We start from the raw sequence: 20,152 nt of genomic DNA, 5'->3' as shown, positions 1-20,152 counted from the left end.
TTCTAACCCTTAATTTGTATTATTACCACGTCTACCAACTGAAGTCATAATGCGTTTTCTAAAAATAAAGTAAACAATGAACATCGGTACTATTGCAACAATAGTAGCTGCCATTCTTAAGTTGGTTAAGATGATCTGTTGTCCACTTGGATCACTATTAGGGTCAATTCCTTGACGGATAACTCACAGGTTAATCACATTAAATACCTTTGATTGACTATCTAATAACAATAATGGTCATAGATAAGAATTTCATGAAGCAAATGACGTTAGAATCGTTACAGTTCAGATCGTTGGTTTAACTAAAGGAACAGCTACTTTAAAGAAATATTTAGCTCCGCTACAACCATCAATTAGTGCTGATTCTTTGATTCTGCCTGGAATTGCTTCAAATGCGTTCTTAAACATATAACCAGAAAAGATTGAAGCAACATAAGGTGTTACTAATGAAATTAAGATCTTAGGATCAGCACGATCATTTCATTGTAATAATGTGATTGTTCTAAATTGACCGATTAATAAAGCTGATTCTGGCAAGATTAGGATTGATAAATATAACAACCAAAACGCGCGTTTGAATTTCCAATTCTTTAATAAAAAGGCATAACCAAAAGTCATCGTAAAGAATAATCTTAAGATCACAGATAACGCTGTTATAAATGAAGTAACGAGTAAAGCGTATCAGTAATCAGCTTCTCTTAGTACTCTAGCAAAGTTAACAAAATTAAACGAATCAGGCCATAAAATCGGTTTTCTTTGGTCCAAAACTTGTGCATCGGGTGCTAGTGCAACTACGATCATGAAATAAAATGGAAAGATGATAATCATTCCAAAGAACAACAAGATTAAAGACTTAAAGATAAACCCAAGAATGATACTTCTTCAAGTTGTGTCTTTGATTTCTAAACTAACTCGTTCGTAGTTTTTCTTAATCTTAAGATTAGAAATCCAGTTCTTAAATTTTAGCTTTAATGCGAACATTTCTGATTTTTACCTTTAATATAATTGCGTCGAACAAGTTAACGGTGTTACGTAAGAATAAGCCGTATAAAGTTCCAAGAACAAATAGTATGATTGTCGCAGCACCCGCGATCCCATAATCAGCAGATCTAATACTTCTAAAAATAAAGATTAGAACTGTTGAAGCCCCGTTACTAATTGCTGCATCTGGGTTATTTGAGAAGATTGCTAATGGGAACACTTGTAACCCACCTAAAATCCCCAAAGTTAATAAGAAATTAATCGATTTCTTAATTGATGGTAGGGTAATTTTAAAAAACTGCTTGATTGGTGATGCACTATCAATTGAAGCAGCCTTATATAAAGTCTTATCAACTGATAACATCGCCATTGATAAGATTAATACATTAAAAGCTAGATTTCTTCACACCCCATAAATTATGATCCCAAATAAGGCTTTATACCCATCAATTTCACCTGAAGTCAACCAAGGAATATTCTTACCTATGATCGCATTTAATACTCCTGTTGATGAATCTAAGATGTAGATAAATGCGATTGAAATAGCTACAGATGAAGTAACATAAGGTAAGAAGAAAATCGTTTGTCAAAACCCTTTAGCCACTTTGTTATAAACAAAAACGATCGCTGATGAGATGATTAATGCAATCATTAATGTTACCGGTAATGAGATGATTGAATATAAAAACGAATTTCTTAACCCAATAACAAACGGTCGACTTGTAAATAATAGTTCAAAGTTTCTAATTCCAAACGTAGCTGAGTTTAGATTAAAGATATCTGCTAGGGGAGTGAACGCTTTTTCAATTACCATTAAAAATGGTAAGATCGTAAATAAAAAGATTGCAATAAAACTGGGAAACAGTAAGGCTAATGGCACCCAAATCTTAACCTTTTTATCTAAGATTCCTAACTCTGTGTCCTTCTTTTGTTGTCTTTTCTTTAATAATCAATTAAAAAACATAATTAGATCCTATTAGTTGTTTCCGCGTCAAAATAGTGCAATTTATTATGATCGATATCAAAATTAATTACGTCACCAATCTGATAATTTGGGTGGTTTAGTTTAACGTTAATTAATTGATCATAAAACTCACATTTAGCAACTGTGATTTTTCCTAGATTTTCAATCTGTTTAATGATTGCTTGGTTAATTCCGTCTGGTTTAATTGTCACGGTATCATCCCTAAAACCAACACGAATCTTAGAATAATCTTTGGTTAGGTTAGTTTGTGTAATAACGTTGTTGTTGAAATAAATCTTGTTGTTTTTTAATTCACAGGTTAAGATGTTCATCTCAGGTAACCCTAAGAATTTGGCAACAAATTCATTTTTTGGTTTATTAAACAGTTCAGTTGGTGTTCCAATCTGTTGGATTGAACCATTAGACATACAAACAATTTCATCAGAAATTGACATGGCTTCTTCTTGATCGTGAGTAACAAAAATGGTGGTAATGTGTAAATCAGATTGAATTGAACGGATCCATTGTCTGGTTTGTACTCTTAACTTAGCATCTAAGTTAGACAATGGTTCGTCCATTAATAAGATCTTAGGGTGACGAACAATACTTCGTGCAATCGCAACACGTTGTTGTTGACCCCCTGAAAGTTTCGTTGGGAATTTGGCTAGATTTTTGGTAATCTCTACCCGATTGGCAACTTCTAAAACTGCTTGGTTAACTGCTTCTTTTAATGAGATATTATTCTTCATTTGCAGATCGTATTCAGCTTTTTGTTCGGGAGATAATTTGTTTAAATTTAATGAATATTTCTCAATTAGTTTTTGTCTTAATTTTTTATAAATCGCCGTTAATTCACGGTCAATTCGAAACATTTGTGATTTAAGTTTTCTAATCTCAACTAGTTCTGGTGAGTTCTTAATTAGTTGTTTTTCTTTAGCGATCTCTTGTTGGTTTTCTAAGATTAATTTCTTATATTTTTTCTTAATCTCAATAACTTCTTTTTGATAATCTTTTTTTAGTTGATCGCTTGCTTGCTTATCGTTAGCTTTCTTAGCTTGAGTTAATTTCTCAGCTACATCCTTAGATAGTCTTGAGATCTCAATATATTTCTTAACGCCAAGTAACCGCTTTTGCGAATTTAATTCTCTTAATTTCTTATTAAGATTTATCTCTTTGTTATCACTGTCCATTCGCATTTGAATCGGAATATAATAACGATTTTCACCAGATTTATTCCAAGCATCAAGTTCTTCTTGTGTTGCTCCGTTAGCTTTAAAAACAACACATTCAGCACGAGTTAAAGACATCAACGACTTAAATGCTGCTTTCTTTTTTCACGCTTCATCATTATAAAGCGGAAAGGCAATATTTTCATAAACCGTTAAATGCGGGTACAACGCATAGTTTTGAAACACTAACCCAAGCTTACGATCTTTGGGGCTTTTATCAGTTACATCATATCCAGAGAATAAGATCTGCCCACTTGTTGGTGTTAATAACCCCGCGATTGCATTAAGGGTTGTGGTTTTACCACAACCACTAGGCCCTAAGAAGGTAACTAGTTTACCTTTCTTAACTTCAAATGAAACATTATCTAATGCTAATGTTTCACCAAAATCCACAACCAGATTATTAATTATGATTGCTGGTGTTTCATTTTTATGCTTTGCATATTCTTGATGCTTATTTTGATAATTATCAATCTGTATTTCTAATGTCGATTTAGAATTTTCCATTTTGTTTTTTGATTCAGTTCAAATTATGATTTAATATTTTTTAAATTTTAACTACAAGCCAACTTATTCATAGAATGGCCAGATCGTTTGGACATAATCGTTGGCATCAGGTCCTTTTCTAGCATATGTTTTGTAGTTATTTGTCCCTGGGTATAAATAACTTACTCAGCTACTATCAACTCCACGAACGTTATAAATATCTTTTAATGATTTATTTAGATCACTATCTAGTGATCAGATATTCATTTTATTAAGAATGGCAAGATTTGCTGCAATCCCAATTGGTCTAGTTGACACATAGATCTCAGAATTCTGATCAAGTAAACTGGTTACTGACTTGATTAAAGGGATCGCTAAGCCATTTAATACTACTTGAGCCCCATAGTTGATTGCTGTTTTTTTAGCTGGATCAAACCCGTAATAAATTGTTCCCACTAAACGGTTAAAACTCTTAGATCCTGAATACCAAAAATAAACATCAGAACCTTCAGGAACTGTTCTTTGAGCAAATTGAGTTGCTGCTTCTGCATATTTTAGTTCTGGTTCACCAGAAGGAACCCGAACGTTATTATCAGCCACCCTTGTTTTTTCAGGAGTATCTATACCCTCAATTCTGATCGAACTAGTTTCATTACTTAGTTGATCAGGATTATCAGCTTGATAAAACTGGATTACAGGTGTATCACCATCTGTTCATCTTAACAATTTAGCTTTTTGCAAATTGTTCTTGATCTGTTCATCACTAAATTTGGTAACAGAATATTGGTTTGATAAATTTTCTCAAAACGGTTTGCTATCAGCTGGAATATTGCTTGCACTATTCGTACAAGCACTAACAAAACTAACAGATAGTCCTAGTGTTCCAGCCACAAGTAAAAATTTAGTAAATTTCATATTTTATCGCTATAAATGAAAAAACAAAATAACTAAGATGTTAATTTTGTTTAGTTATTTCGTTTTAGTTTTGTTTAACGATCGTAGGAACTGCTTTATCTAAATTGTTCATAAAGGTATCAAAATTAGATTTAGAACTATTTGCTGAAACCAATGTACTATCTAAAGATTGTCTGAATGAACCACTTCTAAAGTCAGGAGCGTCGGTGTAAGGAACGTAGTTATTAGGATCATCTAATATTGATTTGAACACGTGAGTTGCAATCTTTTGGTATGGATTATTAGTTTGTTCGTTTTTAGGATTATTTAAGAATTCTCTTGTAGGTAGAATGTATGAAGCTTTAGCTATTAAGTAGTTTAAAGGTGTTCCTTGATAAGCTGGGCTTGTTTCTCTACCTTCAGCATTAGTTCTTGCAGGAATATTGATGTTTCCTTTAATTAATCAGTTAATAAAGCGTTTAGTTTGTAAATCTTCTTTTTCATTAGCATGAATTCCGATTAAACTTGGACCTTGAGTAATGATTGTGTTTTTGGTAGCTGATGCTTGGAACTTAGTTGGCGCAATTCTGATATCAGCTTCACTTACTTGTAAGCTTTGTTCACTTGGAACAGATTTTTTGTCAACATCACTAGTTAAAACAAATGCAGACATAAAGTTACGGTTATTTAAATTACCTGCTTGATAAACTTTGTTTTTAACTGCTGAATCAAATTTATCTAATTCAAATCCAGTTCCAATGTATCCAATTAATTTCTTGTTTTTTTCAGTACTTAAATTATCTTTAATTGGTTCTAAAGCTTTAGATAAGGCTTCTTCAGCTTTTGCACGGTTAGCTTCATCTGTAATAGCAACGTTCGTTTCAGTTTGTTTTAACGCATCTGTTAAGCTATCTTTCTTATAGATTACTCAACGTTTACGGCTACTAGTGAAAGCACCTAATGCACCTGCATCGTATTCAGCCTTAGTTGGTGCATAAAGATTACTTGTAAAGTTAGGGAATGGGTAAGTGCCTACTGAAGGATCAACTCCTTTGAACACTAAATTAAATGCTGCACTATTTCCTACAAAGCTTTGGTAGTAACCTGAAGTAGAACTTAAGAAGAATCCTAATTGGTGGTATTTACCTCAGTTTGAAGAGTAGTTACCACCATTGTTTAAGAACAATCCGTTAGCATTAATCAATGGCGAAAGAGCATTAAACGCGTTCTTTAATTGCTGGTTACGGTTATCTTGGTTACTTAATAACGCGTTGTAGTCATAAGCTCTATTATCAGCAGTTTTTCTGATCATGAAATTATCTTTGTTCCCATTTACTTGAGAGAAAGTTGCATTGAACAAGTAGTTACTTGGAGAGTCAATTCCTATAACACCTTGGGGGCTAGCTGGCTTACGATCGTTTACAGGTTTAAGGTTGTTTGGATAAGATTTCGCTATTCTTGTAGATAAATCAAGTAAACTTGTAGTTGTATCTAGTGCTGAAGCAGAGAAAGTATAACCTTTTAACCCACCTTCTACTGATGTGTAATTACCTCAAAGTTTTTTAATAAATTCAGATGAAACAGGTGCTTGATTAGCAGGTTGTGCAGGTTGTTCAGCTTGCATACCATTTTCAGTTACTGCCATCTCACCAGCATCTCTTGAAGGTCTAGTAGATCTTTTATTATTACCTAAATTTGTTTGAGCTTTCATTTTTCATTCAGCTCATAACTTTTGAGTTGCTTCATCATCAGAGATCTTTAGATCACCATTAGTTGTTGCTTGACTTAATAATTGATAAACAACTGGAACGTTAGTTACTAATACTTCTGTAGATCTTGTAAACGGTACACCATAAACCGCTCTATCAGTGTTACCAAGAATATCGTAGTTTTCTTGTAAGAATTGATCAGGGAAAGCAGAAACATCAACTGGTTCTGCGCCCTTATTAAGTTCTAATGCTAGATCGTGTCTTACTAATTGTGCAGTTACATCCTGATAATTGAAGATCATATTAAAGAACTGAGTCTTATCTTTTGCAGCAAGTTTTGTATTAACAGTTTGTAGACCACCATTATAACCACCAGCAATCGAGAAGATTTCAACTGGGTAATTACCTGCCGGTTTATTTTTGTTATATTGTTCTATTACATCATTTAGTGACAGCGCAATTGGAGACGAAGAAGAGAATGTGCTTGCTAAAACTAATTTACCATCATCAACTTGATCAAATCTAGTGCTTGCTTTTGTACAACTTGCAACAAATAAAGATGCACTAGCGAAGATCCCTAATGCACCTATAACTTTTTTAAAAGACTTTACTTTCATATCTACCTCAATTATGTTCTTACGGCTTGATTATATTGTTAAATCGAAATAATATCAATATAAATGTTACTAATATTTAGCATGATCCAATTATGCTAATTTTTATTTAGGAAAAAATGTAAAAATCCTTAACTTCTGTGGTATATAAATATTATAAAAGTAAGTTAGGGATTAAATTGATAAGAAAGTAAATAAAATTACTTAAGAACGTAGATAAATATTCAAATACAAATTGAAAATAAATTTTTATTTGAATATTTTTGTTGAAAAAAATTTTTATTTATTTATCAGTAGCAGAATTATTTTTCTGTTCTTGTTGTTCAGCTAACTTAGCTTCAATTAGAGTTTGATCTAATTGATCTGCCTTTTCAAGTTGATTAAGCTCTTGTTTTGGTTCTTCTGCTACTTGCGCTTGAATGATTTGGCCATCAACAAGTTGGATTAAGTTATCAACAGGAACTTCGCATTCAATCATATTACCGTGTTGATCAGGGAATTTGAAAAGAACTTTAGCTGGTTCGTTATTGTTATTTTGTAATTCTTCCAGTTTTTTGATCTCTTCAAGTCGTTTTAGTGCTTCTAGACGTCTATGTTCTTGTTCAACATTAATATCAACATTTCTTGTTGGATTAATGATTGCACATACTGCTAAAATCACATTTTTAGCAATCTTGTTTAACATAAGGTCAAACAACTTCTTAGATTCTTCAACATAGATGTTTAATGGTGAAGTTTGTTCTAACGAACGAAGTGATACCCCTTCACGCAACTTTAACATCTGATCTAAGTGATGGATCCAAGCATCATCCATCTGTTGGATGATGATATCTCTAAACACGTTATTAGCAATTCCTACAGTCATCACTTCGATCTTTTTAGAGATCGCGTCTTTAACTAGTTTTAAAACAGTCTGTTTGGCGGCTAATAAAGTTTGGTTATAAAACTGTGAAGCGGTTACTTCTTCACCTTGAAGCAGTTCTTTTTGAACAGCAATTGATAACTCAATTGGGTTAACCATTGTTTGGTTAGCTTGATCTTTGAAGGTTTCTACAAAACCTTCAACGAAATTTTGCGCCATCCGATCAACCACTTCAGTTAGATCAGAAGCAATTAAGATCTTGTCACGTTGCTTATAGATTAATTCACGTTGGTTGGCTAATACGTGGTCATAATCAATTAAGTTCTTACGCATATCAAAGTTAACTGATTCAACTTTCTTTTGCGTCATTGTTAAGAATCTTGAGAAGAACTTAGAGTCAAAATAATCTGATGCAAGTTTTTCTTGAGCCTTAAGGATCCGATCTTGAGCAAAGCGTTTGAACAATGGGTCACCAAAACTAATAAAGAAACGGCTTTCACCAATATCACCTTGACGCCCACTACGTCCACGTAATTGGTTATCAATTCTTCGCGATTCGTGACGTTCTGTTCCAATTACATAAAGCCCACCTAATTCTTTAGCGCCTTTACCTAATTTAATGTCCGTACCACGACCTGCCATATTGGTTGAGATCGTTACCGAACCAACTTCACCAGCTTTAGCAATAATGTGTGCTTCACGAGCGTGGTTTTTAGCATTCAACACTTCGTGCATGATGTTTTTTTCTAACAACATCTGGTGTAAGGTTTCAGAATCTTCCACACTACCAGTACCCACTAAGATCGGTTGACCGGTTTTATGAATCTTTTCAATCTCGTTAACCACTGCTTCTCATTTGGTTTTTAAATTACCAAACATGAAATCAGGGTGATCTTTACGGATTACTGGACGGTTGGTTGGTACTGGCACAACAACCATGTTATAGATCTTTAAGAACTCTTCAGATTCAGTTAAAGCAGTACCTGATACTGCTGCTAACTTTTTATACATTCTAAAGAATGATTGGTAAGTAACAGTCGCCACCACTACGTTTTCAGCTTCAATCGGAACCCGTTCTTTAGCTTGAACTGCTTGGTGTAATCCACCGTTATAACTTCGACCTTCTAGAATTCTACCCGTAAAGTGGTCAACGATTAAGATCTTATCGTCGCGAACGATATATTCTTTTCCGTTTTGAAAGATCTTTCTAGCTGTTAGTGCGTTACCAATCTTATGGAATAAATCAGAGTTTTCTAAATCAAAAAGATTATTAATCTTAAAATGCTTTTCAGCCTTAGTGATTCCTTTTTCAGTTAACGAAGGGCTACGTGATTCGGGATCAATCTTATAATCGCTTTCACTAAGGGTTTCTACGAACTTGTCAGCATCAAAGTACATCCTAAAATCTTTTTTAGGTTGACCTGAGATAATTAGGGGTGTTCTAGCTTCGTCAATTAAAATTGAATCACCTTCATCCACGATCGCAAAATGTAACCCACGGATCTTTTTATCCCTATAGTTACGTACCATATTATCTCTTAGATAATCAAAACCTAACTCAGAGTTAGTCGTATAAGTAAGATCACAATCAAAAGCTTCTTTTTTAAGATGTGGGGCTAAGTTAGCCTTATTACATCCCACAGTTAGATTTAATCGAGCAAATATTCTTCTAGCTTGTTCAGCATCACGTTCAGCTAAGTATTCATTAACCGTAACGATATGCACGCCTTTTTTCTCAAGCATATTTAAATATGCTGCTAGCACTAAGGTAAGGGTCTTACCTTCACCAGTCATCATCTCACTAAAGTCACCTTGGTGAACGACATAAGCCCCGATTAGTTGAACTAGATATGCAAAGTTACCCGTTTCGCGATAAACAACTTCACGAATTACAGCAAACGCTTCAACTAAGATATCATCAGTTGTTTTGTTATTCTTTAATTCGTTAATAAAATATTCGGTTTTATTAAACAGTTGTTCATCACTTAAAGCACGCATCTCATCTTTAAGGGCATCAACTTGTTTAGCAGCTAGTGTTGCTCTTTTTAAAATACGGTTTTTAGGCGAGATTAATTTAAATCAATTAATTAGCATTTTTGATTAATTCTTCGATCTTTTGTTGTGTGTAATTCTTATGTAAGATTGATGCTAATGATTTTACTAATGATTCTAGATCCATACTGAAGTAAGTTGCCACTTCATTTGGATTACCTGATAAACCAAAATCATTAACCCCAATTACTAAACTAACAAATTGAAACCAGATATTACTTACACCTGATTCAATCACGATGTTTTTGTATTTCTTAAATTCTTTAAGAACTTCAAGATCAGCTAGTTTTTCTTTTAGTTTCTTAAATGAAGCTACAGAGATAACATCGATATCAATCCCTTCTTGTTTAAAGATTTTTGCTAACTTTAAAGCCGTACCAGCATCTGAACCAGTTGCGATTAATCTTAGTTTAGGGCTCTTAGTTTTATTTAGGTAATAATAGCCCTCATCAAATGTTTTTGGATTAACCTTAGTTAGATCAAACTCACTTCTAGAAGTTGATATGACAACTGGTTTGTGATTCTTCTTATCAAAAGCAGTTTTAAGCGCTATGTAAAGTTCGTAAAAATTAGCTGGACGATAAACTAAAACATCTGGGATCAGTCTTAGTGCTGAAAGTTGTTCAATTGGTTGGTGAGTTGGACCATCTTCACCAACATTAAATGAGTCGTGCGAATAAACGTATAATGAACTTAGCTTGTTAATTGCGCCTAATCTTAGAGCGGGTTTGTTGTAATCACTAAAAGCCATAAACGTTGAAGATACAGCTTTTAAACCTTTGTGAGCCACAACCCCATTAACAATACACCCTGCTAAGAACTCTCTTACACCAACATCAACAAATTGGTTTTGATAATGGCCGTGATCAAATCTAGCATTATTGTGCGTGACCACTTTTGTTGAGCTTGATAGATCACAATTAACAACAAGGATATTGTCATTAATCTTGGTTAGTTCTTTGAACACCTTCCCAAATAAATTACGGGTTGAATCGTACTGATCAACATTAAATTCGTTAATTAAACTCTTAGGGAAGTTAATCTTTTCTTCTTTTATTTGGGTAATGAATTTTTCTTTTAATTCTGGTTTAGCTTTAGCTAACCGTTGATTAAATTCTTCAGCTGCTTTAAGTCCACGAGAGATCGCTGATTCGAAGTGGTTTTTAACCTCAGTGCTTAATGTAAATGGTTTGTTCTTATAATCAAACTTAGCCTTAATATTTTTAATCTCTTCATCACTAAAAGGTGAACCGTGAGCTTTGTTTGTATTCTCAACTGAACTAGCAAAACCTAATTTAGTTTTAACTTCAATAAAAGTTGGTTTATCAGATTTCTTTGCTTGAGCAATCGCATTTGAGATCGCTTGATAATCATTACCATCTTTAATTAAGATGTAGTTTCAACGATAAGATTTAAGTAACATCTCAACATCAAAATTTGTTGAGTTTTCTACCCGACCATCTAATTGCACATCATTAGAATCATATAGTCAGATTAATTTATTAAGCTTATATCTTCCAGCTACTGCTAAAGCTTCTTGACACACTCCTTCTTGCAGATCGCCATCACCAATTAAACAATAAGTATAATGGTTAATGATCTTATCAAAGCGAGCGCTTAAATTAGCTTCAGCAATCGCAAAACCAACAGATGTTGCTGCACCTTGACCTAATGGCCCTGTACCAAAATCAACACCCGCTAACATTGTTGATTCAGGGTGACCTGGTGTTTTAGATGAAAACTTTCTAAAATTCTTTAAATCCTTTGTACTTAATGTCTTATACCCAGCCACATACATTGTGGCATATAACAAAGCACTACCATGACCTGCACTTAAGATAAACCGATCACGATTAAGATAGTTGGGATCGCTAACATCATAGTTTAAGTGATCATGAAACAAAGCATACATCATTGGCGCTGCTGACATAACCATGCCAGGGTGTCCAGATTTGGCATTGTTTATCATCTCAATTCCCAGAACGCGAATTGTGTTTATGGTTTGTTGTTGGATGTTCATATTAAAACAGATTGACCCTTTTTAAATCAATCCTACATATATAAAATAAAATATTAAAAGTTAATTAAATTAATTTATTGTCTTTTAAAGCTTTTTGAAGCTCTTCGTAAGCTTTCTCTTCATCTTCACCTTCGATAATGAATTCAACAGCTGTGTTTTGCTTAACAGCTAAAGACATTAAATTAATAATTGATTTAACATCAGCAGTAGCACCGCCAACGATCTTAAGGGTAACTTTTGATTTAAAACCACCCATTTTAGAAGATAGAACAGTAGCTGTTCTAACGTGTAATCCAAATGGATCAATAATAGTTGCTTTAAAGCTTTTCATATTTGATATTTTTTAATATTTAACTATTAATAATTATAAGGCATTATGAATTATTTATTAATCATTTATGCATTCGCGTAGCGAATAAAATAAATCGATTAACAGCTTGATGTTTTCCACTCTTTGGATAACTAATTGGTGATAGGTTGTTTCATCAAAGTAATCTGAGCCATAATAAAGATTAAAAATGTTGAAACTCATTCTTAATAATAAAAACGTTTTGTTATTTTTATTAACCAGATTAATATTCGTATCTGGTTTTTTAAATAAGAGATCATTTAAGATCTCATCATCAATCACTTTCGTTAGATCAAAGTTTTCTTGATTCGTGTATAAAACGAATTTATCTTGAAAACTAGGTTTTAATCCATTAACTAAATATTTGCTAAACCCTGGGTTTTGCGCTTCTTTTTTATTAAGCAACACAAATGGTTGATCTGAAAGATTTTTTAGTTCGAACCAATAATAACAATCATATTTATAAGGGTAGTTAAGTGAATACTTAGATTTACAAAACTCAAGACAACTAATTCTTAGTTCATCATTATGATCATTAACTTGATATTCTTGATAAAAGTTAGGTTGACTAAATCTTTTATCTAAATTTTGGACCTCACCATCTGATAGTTTAATAATCTGTTTAATCGTTTCTTTATTAAGAAACTGATCATTAACCCGCTTAATCTTTAGTTTCTTAGTTTTTTCTAAACCTTCAAAGATTGCTTTTGCTTGGTATTGCTCATTCAGTTTTTTTCTTAATCTTAAATGTAAATAGTAATGACCAACATATAAGATTAAACTAATCGGATAAAGACTAAAATATAAACTATATAAAACTACGGGAGTGTTGATAAAAAAATAAGTAGCGATCAACGGAATGATCATTAAAATTCAAGCAGTAATAACAACTATTCTTCTTAGTTTTGGATTAAGAATCTTACTGATCATAAATTTTAATTATTCCCTCAAGAATTATATAAATAAACACCGTTCCTGGATCATATATCCCAATTGAGCGTTTGCCATGATAAGAAGCACGACCAACTTTAGATTTTAATAATAATGATTTGTTAAAATTTTCATCTAAAATTTTTTGGCTTTCTGCCATTAACTCTTGAGTTGACAAATCATTATTTAAATAAAGGTATTTAAGTACTGGGTATAAGATATCATAAAAACTTTTAGCCCCAATCCGCAATTGATACTTGTTTTTACAATCTAATAAGGCTCGATAAAAACTCTCAATTAGATGATTACGACTTAGTTTATTTTGATCTAGATAATGTGCTGCTTGGTGGGTGAGATCATATAGGATTGCTCCCAGCGTTGTTTTGATCGTTTCTTTAATATATAAAGCAATAATCTTTAAAGAATTATAAAAACTAATTTGGTTATCTTCACGGTTAGCAAATTGTGAGATCTTATTAATAAATGGGATTAATGAATCAACAAAATCCCCATTTGATCCTTTCTTATCGATCAAATTAAGAAACTGTTCGGAATAAGTGAAATTATCAATGATTCGAATTAATAGGTTTATAAAAGCAGAGCGATTTTCCATCTTATTGTGATTGAAGACAAAAAAACAGATTAGTTAACTAATCTGTTAATTAGAGCTAGCTGTACTTGCTGTTGGTTCTTCTTGAGGTTGAGCAGAATCAGATTGGTGGTCTAATTTAGCTTTTTCGGCTTGTTCCTCTTTTTCAGCTGCAGCTTTTTCTTTAAGTTGTTCTTCTTTTAATTTGATAATTGCTTCAGGCAATTTCAAGTGTTCGTGAATGTAGTCAATATCGTTCTTAACGATCGTTTCTTGAATTAGTAATGCTTCAACAATTAGTTTTAGTTCGTTTTGGTTGTCTTTAATAATATTGTAAGCAACTTGGTATTGTTCTTCTAAGATCTTAGCGATTGCTTCATCAATTCTTTGCGCTGTATTTTCTGAATAGTAACGCGCATTAGGGTTAATACCGCCTTCAGAAGGTAAGAATTGGGTAATCCCTAAATCTGACATCCCTAGTTGGGTTACCATTGTTTTAGCAATATTAGTTGCTTTATAAAAGTCGTTAGATGCCCCTGTTGAGATTGCGTCTTTTCCAAAGAACAGTTCTTCTGAAGCTCTACCACCTAAAGCTCCAGCAATCATATTTAATAGGTCTGATTTCTTCTTTAAGTTTAGTTCAGCATCTTTAGGTGTCGATAAAGTATAACCACCGGCTTGACCACGAGGAATAATCGTAATCTTTTGAACTTCATCTGCTCCTTTTAGGTGTAATCCTACTAAAGCGTGACCTGCTTCGTGGTGTGCTACCTGATTTTTTTCAAAATCACTAATCACTCTTGATTTTTTAGCAGGACCAGCAATAACACGGTCAATTGCTTCATCAATATCAGTTAATGAGATACTTGTACGATCAGCTCTTACAGCTAATAGTGTTGCTTCATTTAAGACGTTTTCAAGTTGAGCACCACTAAACCCTGGGGTTCTTCTAGCGATATCTAATAAATTTACTTTAGAAGAGATATTCTTATTTCTTGAGTGAATTTTTAAGATCGCTTCACGTTCTTTAATATCTGGAAGATTAACTTGAATATGTCGGTCAAATCGACCAGGACGTAATAAAGCATCATCTAATACATCTAAACGGTTAGTAGCAGCCATCACGATGATTCCAGTTCTAGTACTAAACCCATCCATTTCAGCTAATAACTGATTAAGTGTTTGGTCGGTAGCTGAACCAGCAGAGATCTCATATTTCCCACGTTTAGAACCAACTGAGTCAATTTCGTCAATAAAGATAATACAAGGAGCAGCTTTTTTAGCTTTAGCAAATAGGTTTCTAACTCTCTTAGCCCCTACCCCTACTAACATATCTTCAAACGCTGAACCAGCAACTTGGAAGAATGGCACACCAGCTTCACCAGCTACTGCTTTAGCTAATAACGTTTTACCTGTTCCTGGAGGTCCATATAAAACTACCCCTCTAGGCGTTCTAGCACCCATCTGTACGTATTTTCCAGGGCGTTTTAAGTAGTCAACTAATTCAATTAGTTCACTCTTTTCTTCTTCAATCCCTGCAACATCTGTAAACTTAAAGGTTGATTTAGCTAACTTAGCTTGAGATTTTCCGATTGTGAAGACGTTTTCACCATCTTCACCTATAGCACCACCAGCACCCATTGTTCTGCTGAATCTTCTTGCGATCACAATATAGATCACAATCAGAATCACGAACGGAATAATGCTTGTTAAGAACTGAGTTAAGATTGCAGTACTTTGATTTGGTAACTGAACATTACCTACTGCTAATAATCTTTGAATTCCAGGAATTGCTCCAGCAGCACGATAAGCATCAGTATTCGCTGTGTCAAGGTTAAACCCTTCTGGTAAGAACTTTTGTCCAGTTAGTGGTAACGCTGTTAAAGTGGTAGTTAATACAGCACTGTATGAACCACCTTCAGTAACTAAAGTGGCGACCCCTCTAGTTTGGTTGATTGATAAATTGGCAATATTAAATACTGCATCATTAGCTGAAGAAGTAGCTGGTCTAATTAATGAAACAAAGAAAGACTGACCGTTAGCATTATTTAAGTTTCTTAAAAAAACACTAATGGATAATGATAATCCAGATGTGTAACTCGTTTGGTAAGTTGAGTTCTCAAGATCAAGGATAAATCGTCCGCTTCTACCATTAATCGTAGCAGTTGCCACCAAATTCCCATCAACGTATTGAATATTTGAAATGTTGGCAATCGTATTTCTTGGTAAAACATAAAAAAGAATTAAACCAATGATGATTGCCATCACGATGATAATTCCTATTGTTTTTCAAATAATCGATTTAACATTTTTGGGCGGTTTGGCATTTTCTGTTACCCGCTCGTTAAAATTAGATGTATTCGACATATTAAATAATTATATTTTATAAATCTTATTTTTTGTCATTTGATACCATATGCGCAACATAAGGTAAGTTTCTTAATTTGTCTTTGTAATCAAGACCAAAACCAACTAAAAAGCCGTGTGGCACTTCAAAGCAAACATAGTCTGCTTTAACATCAACTTCTCGACCTGAAGGTTTATCTAAAAAGGTTAATAATCTAACTGATTTAGCACCTCTTTGTTTTAATAAGTCTAAAACGATCTTAATTGTGTTACCACTGTCAATGATATCTTCGACCAATAAGACGTTCTTATCCATCACGTCATAAGCTAAGTCCATAACGATCTTGGGAGTGCCTTGGGATTTGGTTTCACCCTTAAATGAACTTAAGGTCATAAAGTCTAAAATCATTTCGCATTCGATCTTATCAATGATCTTACCAATAAAAGGAATACATCCTTTTAAGATTCCCACTAAAATGATCTCATCATCTTTATAAGTTTGATTAATTCAGTTAGCAGCTTTAATCGCTGCTTCATTAATCTGTTCGTTAGTTATTAGAATTTTTTCAATCGTGTAGTTTAATTTAGACATAATCTTTTACTTATTAGTATTCATTAGAACTACACATGAACACGCAATTTCGTTTTTAGGTTCTTCGTAACTTTTAGCTTTGACATTAACAGAGTTACAACCTGTTAATTTCATTAAAGAACTTTTGATTTCAAATCTGATTGGATCGATTCTAATATCTTGGGCAAAGATTGTTAGATCGATATTAACAAATTCCAGCTTAAGTTTTTTAATCAACTTTAAGCAGTAATTTAAGATTGTTTTTGAATCCAATCCTTTGTTAGATAGATCGTTTTCATCAAAATACATACCGATATCACCAAAAGAACCACACCCTAGCACAGCATCGCTTAAAGCATGAAGCACTACATCACCATCTGAATTTGCAATCAATTGTTGATCAGTTCTCACGGGGATCCCGCCTAAAAAAACCCGGCTGTTTTTTTTAGTTTTAAGTTTGTGGCTATCAAAGCCTTGGCCAATTCTAATATTCATATGTAATTAATAAATATTATATAATATTAATTTTTAATTTCTATTACGTGCGTTAATATTAGAGATATTCTAGGTTAGATAAAGACCTAGATGAAAAAGGTAATAACAATCTTAGACTAATTAAAAGGCGTTGAGGACAGTAAACTTACCTAATAAAACGATTCAGTTTCTTACTGTTTCTGGAGATCTATTTTTGTCTAAATAAACTCGTTTTTCTAAAGTTAGGTTATGAAAAGTAACTGAACGAGTTTTTTCGTCTAACGTGTAAGGCGGTTTGTTATTGTTTGCCACTACCTTGAACTGTAAGAAACTGTTGTTAATTAATGAATTGTTTGAAACGTGTGAAGAGAATAGTACTAAATTAGGATCAGTAGCATCAGTTCTAGTTACAACAGTTGGTTTTAAGCTATTAACAGCAATTAGGTTATTAAGCTTTGTGTATTCGATATTGTTAAAAATAAAGTTTAGGATCGTTACAGCTCTGTTTGCTCTTGTTCATTACTTACATAGAACGAGTTAGTATTTGTGTATGTTTGCCAGTCTGAAGGTTTTTTATCAGTAAGGATGAAGTTCGGACTGTAAGTTGAAGCGTTCTTAGCAAAGATCTCTAATAATTTAGATGTTTCTAATGAAGTACTAAAGTGGTTTTGAATCTTACTTCCTAATGTAATCTTGTTATCTAATATATCGATGACTACTTCTGATTTATCAGCACCTAATAAACCAGTATTAGTTAGTTCGTAACTAGATACTCTTACTGTATATAAAGGCGCAGGTATTTGTTCTCTAGCAGGTTGAGTAATATCTGGGATTAAACTGTTTGTGTTGCCATTATTCCCTTGATTTTGACTATTAGACCCACCTTGGTTTGGTTGAGCTGATCTTACACCATTAATATTTGGTCTACTTGCTGAAAGTGGATTTTGATCTTCGTGTTGAGTTAGATCACTTTGATTATCAGGCCGACCTAGAACACTAGGGTTTAATACCCCGTATAAATTAGGATGTGTTGAATCTTGGTTATTAGATTGACTAGTATTAGTTGTCCCTTGGTTGCTAGATGGATTTGAATTGTTTGGTTGACGGTTGTTAGATACGCTAGTATCTACAAAGTTTTGTCTGGTTAAAGTAATTCCAGTACAACTACTTAAAAACATTGCTGGAATGGAAAATGTAAAAGTGCCCCACAGATTTTTCCAATCGTTTTTTTCTTCTTAAAAGAGTTCATATAATTGTTTGATTATAAGTATTATTAATTTAAAAGTTTTTTTGGTTTAATCTAACGCTTAACTTTAATCTTGATAAATTTAGACTTAATCGATCAATTTCTTACCTTAACTAGTTCCTATATTATATATATTGAGCTAAACAAGTAATTAGAAGAAAATAATCTATTAACAACCTTAAATTTATTTAATATATGGTTTAATACCCTACAAACTTCTAAATGTAAGTTATTTAAGTTAATAATACTATTGAAAAAGATAAGTTTACAAGAAAATATGCTCTTAAAATATTATTTTAAAGTTAGTTCTACCAGTTTTAATAAGCACTCTTAACTTAACCCCAATGAATCTCTTTTACTGATTTAGGGTTCTCATTTCTGGTTATTGATTTAATCGTTCCATCACCCACTCTGATCACCATTGTGGCAATATCAGCAATTAATGGATTGTGGGTAACAATAATTAATGTTGTTTTGTTTTTCTTATTAATTTGCACGAACTCTTCTAAAACAACTTGAGTCATCTCACCATCTAATGCACCAGTAGGTTCGTCTCCAAAGATCACAGTCGGGTTTTTGGCGATTGCTCGAGCAATCGACACTCTTTGTTGTTGTCCCCCTGAAAGTTCAGTAGGCAACTTATTACGTTGTTCATACATCCCGATGTTTTTTAATAGTTCATCAATATCTTTACGTTTAGAAGCATCGCGTTGCAAGAACGCGCCTATTTCAATATTTTCTTTAACGTTTAAATTAGGTAACAAACCATATTGTTGGAAAATATAACCGATATTTTCTTGCCTAAACTTAGTTAATTGGGTATCAGAAAACCCAATTAAATTTTTGTTGGCAACAAAAGTGATACCACTACTTGCTCGGTCCATCCCTGAGATGATATTTAATAAGGTTGTCTTCCCACTACCAGATGGTCCCAAGATCACAACAAATTCCCCTCATGGAATTTGCAAATTAACGTTTTTTAAAACCTTGGTAGTCGTCACACCATTAGAATAGTATTTTGTGACGTTTCTTAGATCAATAACGAAGTCAGGTCTAATTGGGTTGGTTTGTCTAATCTTGTGTGGTTTATTTAGGATTTCAACTTTACTTACTTCTAGATTTCAAAACGCGGTTTCCAAATTTTGCTTAAACTTATCGATCTTTTTATAGATATTTGACAACTTAACCCGCGCAAAGTTTTTTAAGTGTAAAACCTTAAAGAAATCTTTAATCTTATCTTCTCTTTGCTTGATCGAAACTTCAGTCTTTTTTAACCAACTAGGATCTAGATAACTATCATCTGAGATATTGTTTTCTAACTTCTTGAAGTAATCAATAATCGAAGCCGATTCTTGATTAAGAATCACTTCATACTCTTGCGCAGTTCTAACAGAGAGTTTTCTTTCAACAGGTCTTTTCTTTTGCTTAAGTTCAAAGATGAAATCATTAATATGATAGATTAAGCGATTGCTTAACTCATTAACGTAATCAATAAATTTCTTAACTAAATATTGTTTTTGCTTGGTCTGATAATTCTCACTCGCAAACATCTTCCCATAGGTGTTATCTAATGTTTGCTTTAAATAAAGCAAGTTATTACAAAAGTTATTAACTTGGATCCGAAAATTAGGTCTTAGTAATGATACTGCTTCTGTCTTTTGACGCATGTAATAAATTACATTACCAATATAAGAGTTATAGATATTATTAAAATCGCCAAAGTTATCAACAAAATAAACTGCTGGTTGATCCCAATCAAGACTAAGATAATCTAGTTCATTAGCAATTTTAACTTCTTCAATCTGTTTAGTTAACTGAAAGTTTGACATCATCATC

General features: G+C 33.0%; 16 protein-coding genes. All 16 read right to left on the bottom strand.

Annotated elements, in window-relative coordinates; genetic code table 4:
* Window positions 1–9: 9 nt before the first annotated feature.
* The 16 genes from D2833_RS00185 to D2833_RS00115 all read right to left on the bottom strand — a co-directional run bounded on the left by D2833_RS00185 (window position 10) and on the right by D2833_RS00115 (window position 20,151).
* Window positions 10–981, bottom strand: coding sequence for a carbohydrate ABC transporter permease (locus D2833_RS00185; protein ID WP_027333159.1), 972 nt, complete (start codon window positions 979–981; stop codon window positions 10–12).
* Window positions 956–1,945, bottom strand: a complete 990-nt coding sequence (locus D2833_RS00180) for a carbohydrate ABC transporter permease (protein WP_011113264.1) — start codon at window positions 1,943–1,945, stop codon at window positions 956–958. Before D2833_RS00180 ends, D2833_RS00185 begins: the two co-directional genes overlap by 26 nt.
* 2 nt (window positions 1,946–1,947) lie before the next feature.
* On the bottom strand, window positions 1,948–3,681 hold the full coding sequence (locus D2833_RS00175; RefSeq protein WP_011113263.1) for an ABC transporter ATP-binding protein: 1,734 nt from the start codon (window positions 3,679–3,681) through the stop codon (window positions 1,948–1,950).
* Window positions 3,682–3,744: 63 nt separating this feature from the next.
* A complete protein-coding gene (locus tag D2833_RS00170; RefSeq protein WP_011113262.1) occupies window positions 3,745–4,575 on the bottom strand; it encodes a thermonuclease family protein in 831 nt (276 codons plus the stop codon).
* 64 nt (window positions 4,576–4,639) lie between these two features.
* A complete protein-coding gene (locus tag D2833_RS00165) occupies window positions 4,640–6,880 on the bottom strand; it encodes a P68 family surface lipoprotein (protein WP_117273909.1) in 2,241 nt (746 codons plus the stop codon).
* A 280-nt stretch (window positions 6,881–7,160) separates the two neighbouring features.
* The gene (secA, locus tag D2833_RS00160; protein WP_027333157.1) at window positions 7,161–9,833 is read right to left on the bottom strand and encodes a preprotein translocase subunit SecA; all 2,673 of its coding nucleotides are present in this window, start codon (window positions 9,831–9,833) and stop codon (window positions 7,161–7,163) included.
* Window positions 9,823–11,811, bottom strand: coding sequence for a transketolase-like TK C-terminal-containing protein (locus D2833_RS00155; RefSeq protein WP_027333156.1), 1,989 nt, complete (start codon window positions 11,809–11,811; stop codon window positions 9,823–9,825). Before D2833_RS00155 ends, secA begins: the two co-directional genes overlap by 11 nt.
* Before the next feature lie 64 nt (window positions 11,812–11,875).
* A complete protein-coding gene (locus tag D2833_RS00150) occupies window positions 11,876–12,142 on the bottom strand; it encodes an HPr family phosphocarrier protein (protein WP_011113258.1) in 267 nt (88 codons plus the stop codon).
* A gap of 57 nt (window positions 12,143–12,199) precedes the next feature.
* On the bottom strand, window positions 12,200–13,090 hold the full coding sequence (locus tag D2833_RS00145; protein ID WP_011113257.1) for a hypothetical protein: 891 nt from the start codon (window positions 13,088–13,090) through the stop codon (window positions 12,200–12,202).
* On the bottom strand, window positions 13,080–13,703 hold the full coding sequence (locus D2833_RS00140) for a DAK2 domain-containing protein (protein ID WP_011113256.1): 624 nt from the start codon (window positions 13,701–13,703) through the stop codon (window positions 13,080–13,082). Before D2833_RS00140 ends, D2833_RS00145 begins: the two co-directional genes overlap by 11 nt.
* Before the next feature lie 45 nt (window positions 13,704–13,748).
* Window positions 13,749–16,046, bottom strand: a complete 2,298-nt coding sequence (gene ftsH / locus D2833_RS00135) for an ATP-dependent zinc metalloprotease FtsH (RefSeq protein ID WP_027333155.1) — start codon at window positions 16,044–16,046, stop codon at window positions 13,749–13,751.
* A 25-nt stretch (window positions 16,047–16,071) separates the two neighbouring features.
* Window positions 16,072–16,617 (bottom strand): hypoxanthine phosphoribosyltransferase, encoded by a 546-nt coding sequence (gene hpt, locus D2833_RS00130; protein ID WP_011113254.1) that lies wholly within the window; start codon window positions 16,615–16,617, stop codon window positions 16,072–16,074.
* Between the two features lie 6 nt (window positions 16,618–16,623).
* Window positions 16,624–17,091, bottom strand: a complete 468-nt coding sequence (gene ispF / locus D2833_RS00125) for a 2-C-methyl-D-erythritol 2,4-cyclodiphosphate synthase (protein ID WP_011113253.1) — start codon at window positions 17,089–17,091, stop codon at window positions 16,624–16,626.
* 120 nt (window positions 17,092–17,211) lie between these two features.
* Window positions 17,212–17,382, bottom strand: a complete 171-nt coding sequence (locus tag D2833_RS04050) for a hypothetical protein (protein ID WP_155242165.1) — start codon at window positions 17,380–17,382, stop codon at window positions 17,212–17,214.
* A 182-nt stretch (window positions 17,383–17,564) separates the two neighbouring features.
* The gene (locus tag D2833_RS00120) at window positions 17,565–18,248 is read right to left on the bottom strand and encodes a hypothetical protein (protein ID WP_027333154.1); all 684 of its coding nucleotides are present in this window, start codon (window positions 18,246–18,248) and stop codon (window positions 17,565–17,567) included.
* Window positions 18,249–18,651: 403 nt separating this feature from the next.
* Window positions 18,652–20,151, bottom strand: coding sequence for an ABC transporter ATP-binding protein (locus D2833_RS00115; RefSeq protein ID WP_011113251.1), 1,500 nt, complete (start codon window positions 20,149–20,151; stop codon window positions 18,652–18,654).
* Between the last annotated feature and the right edge of the window lies 1 nt (window position 20,152).

Origin of the sequence: Mycoplasmoides gallisepticum (genome assembly GCF_900476085.1) — a bacterium.
GTDB classification, from domain to species: Bacteria; Bacillota_I; Bacilli_A; order Mycoplasmatales; family Mycoplasmoidaceae; genus Mycoplasmoides; species Mycoplasmoides gallisepticum.
This window is presented reverse-complemented; position numbering and strand designations above follow the sequence as displayed.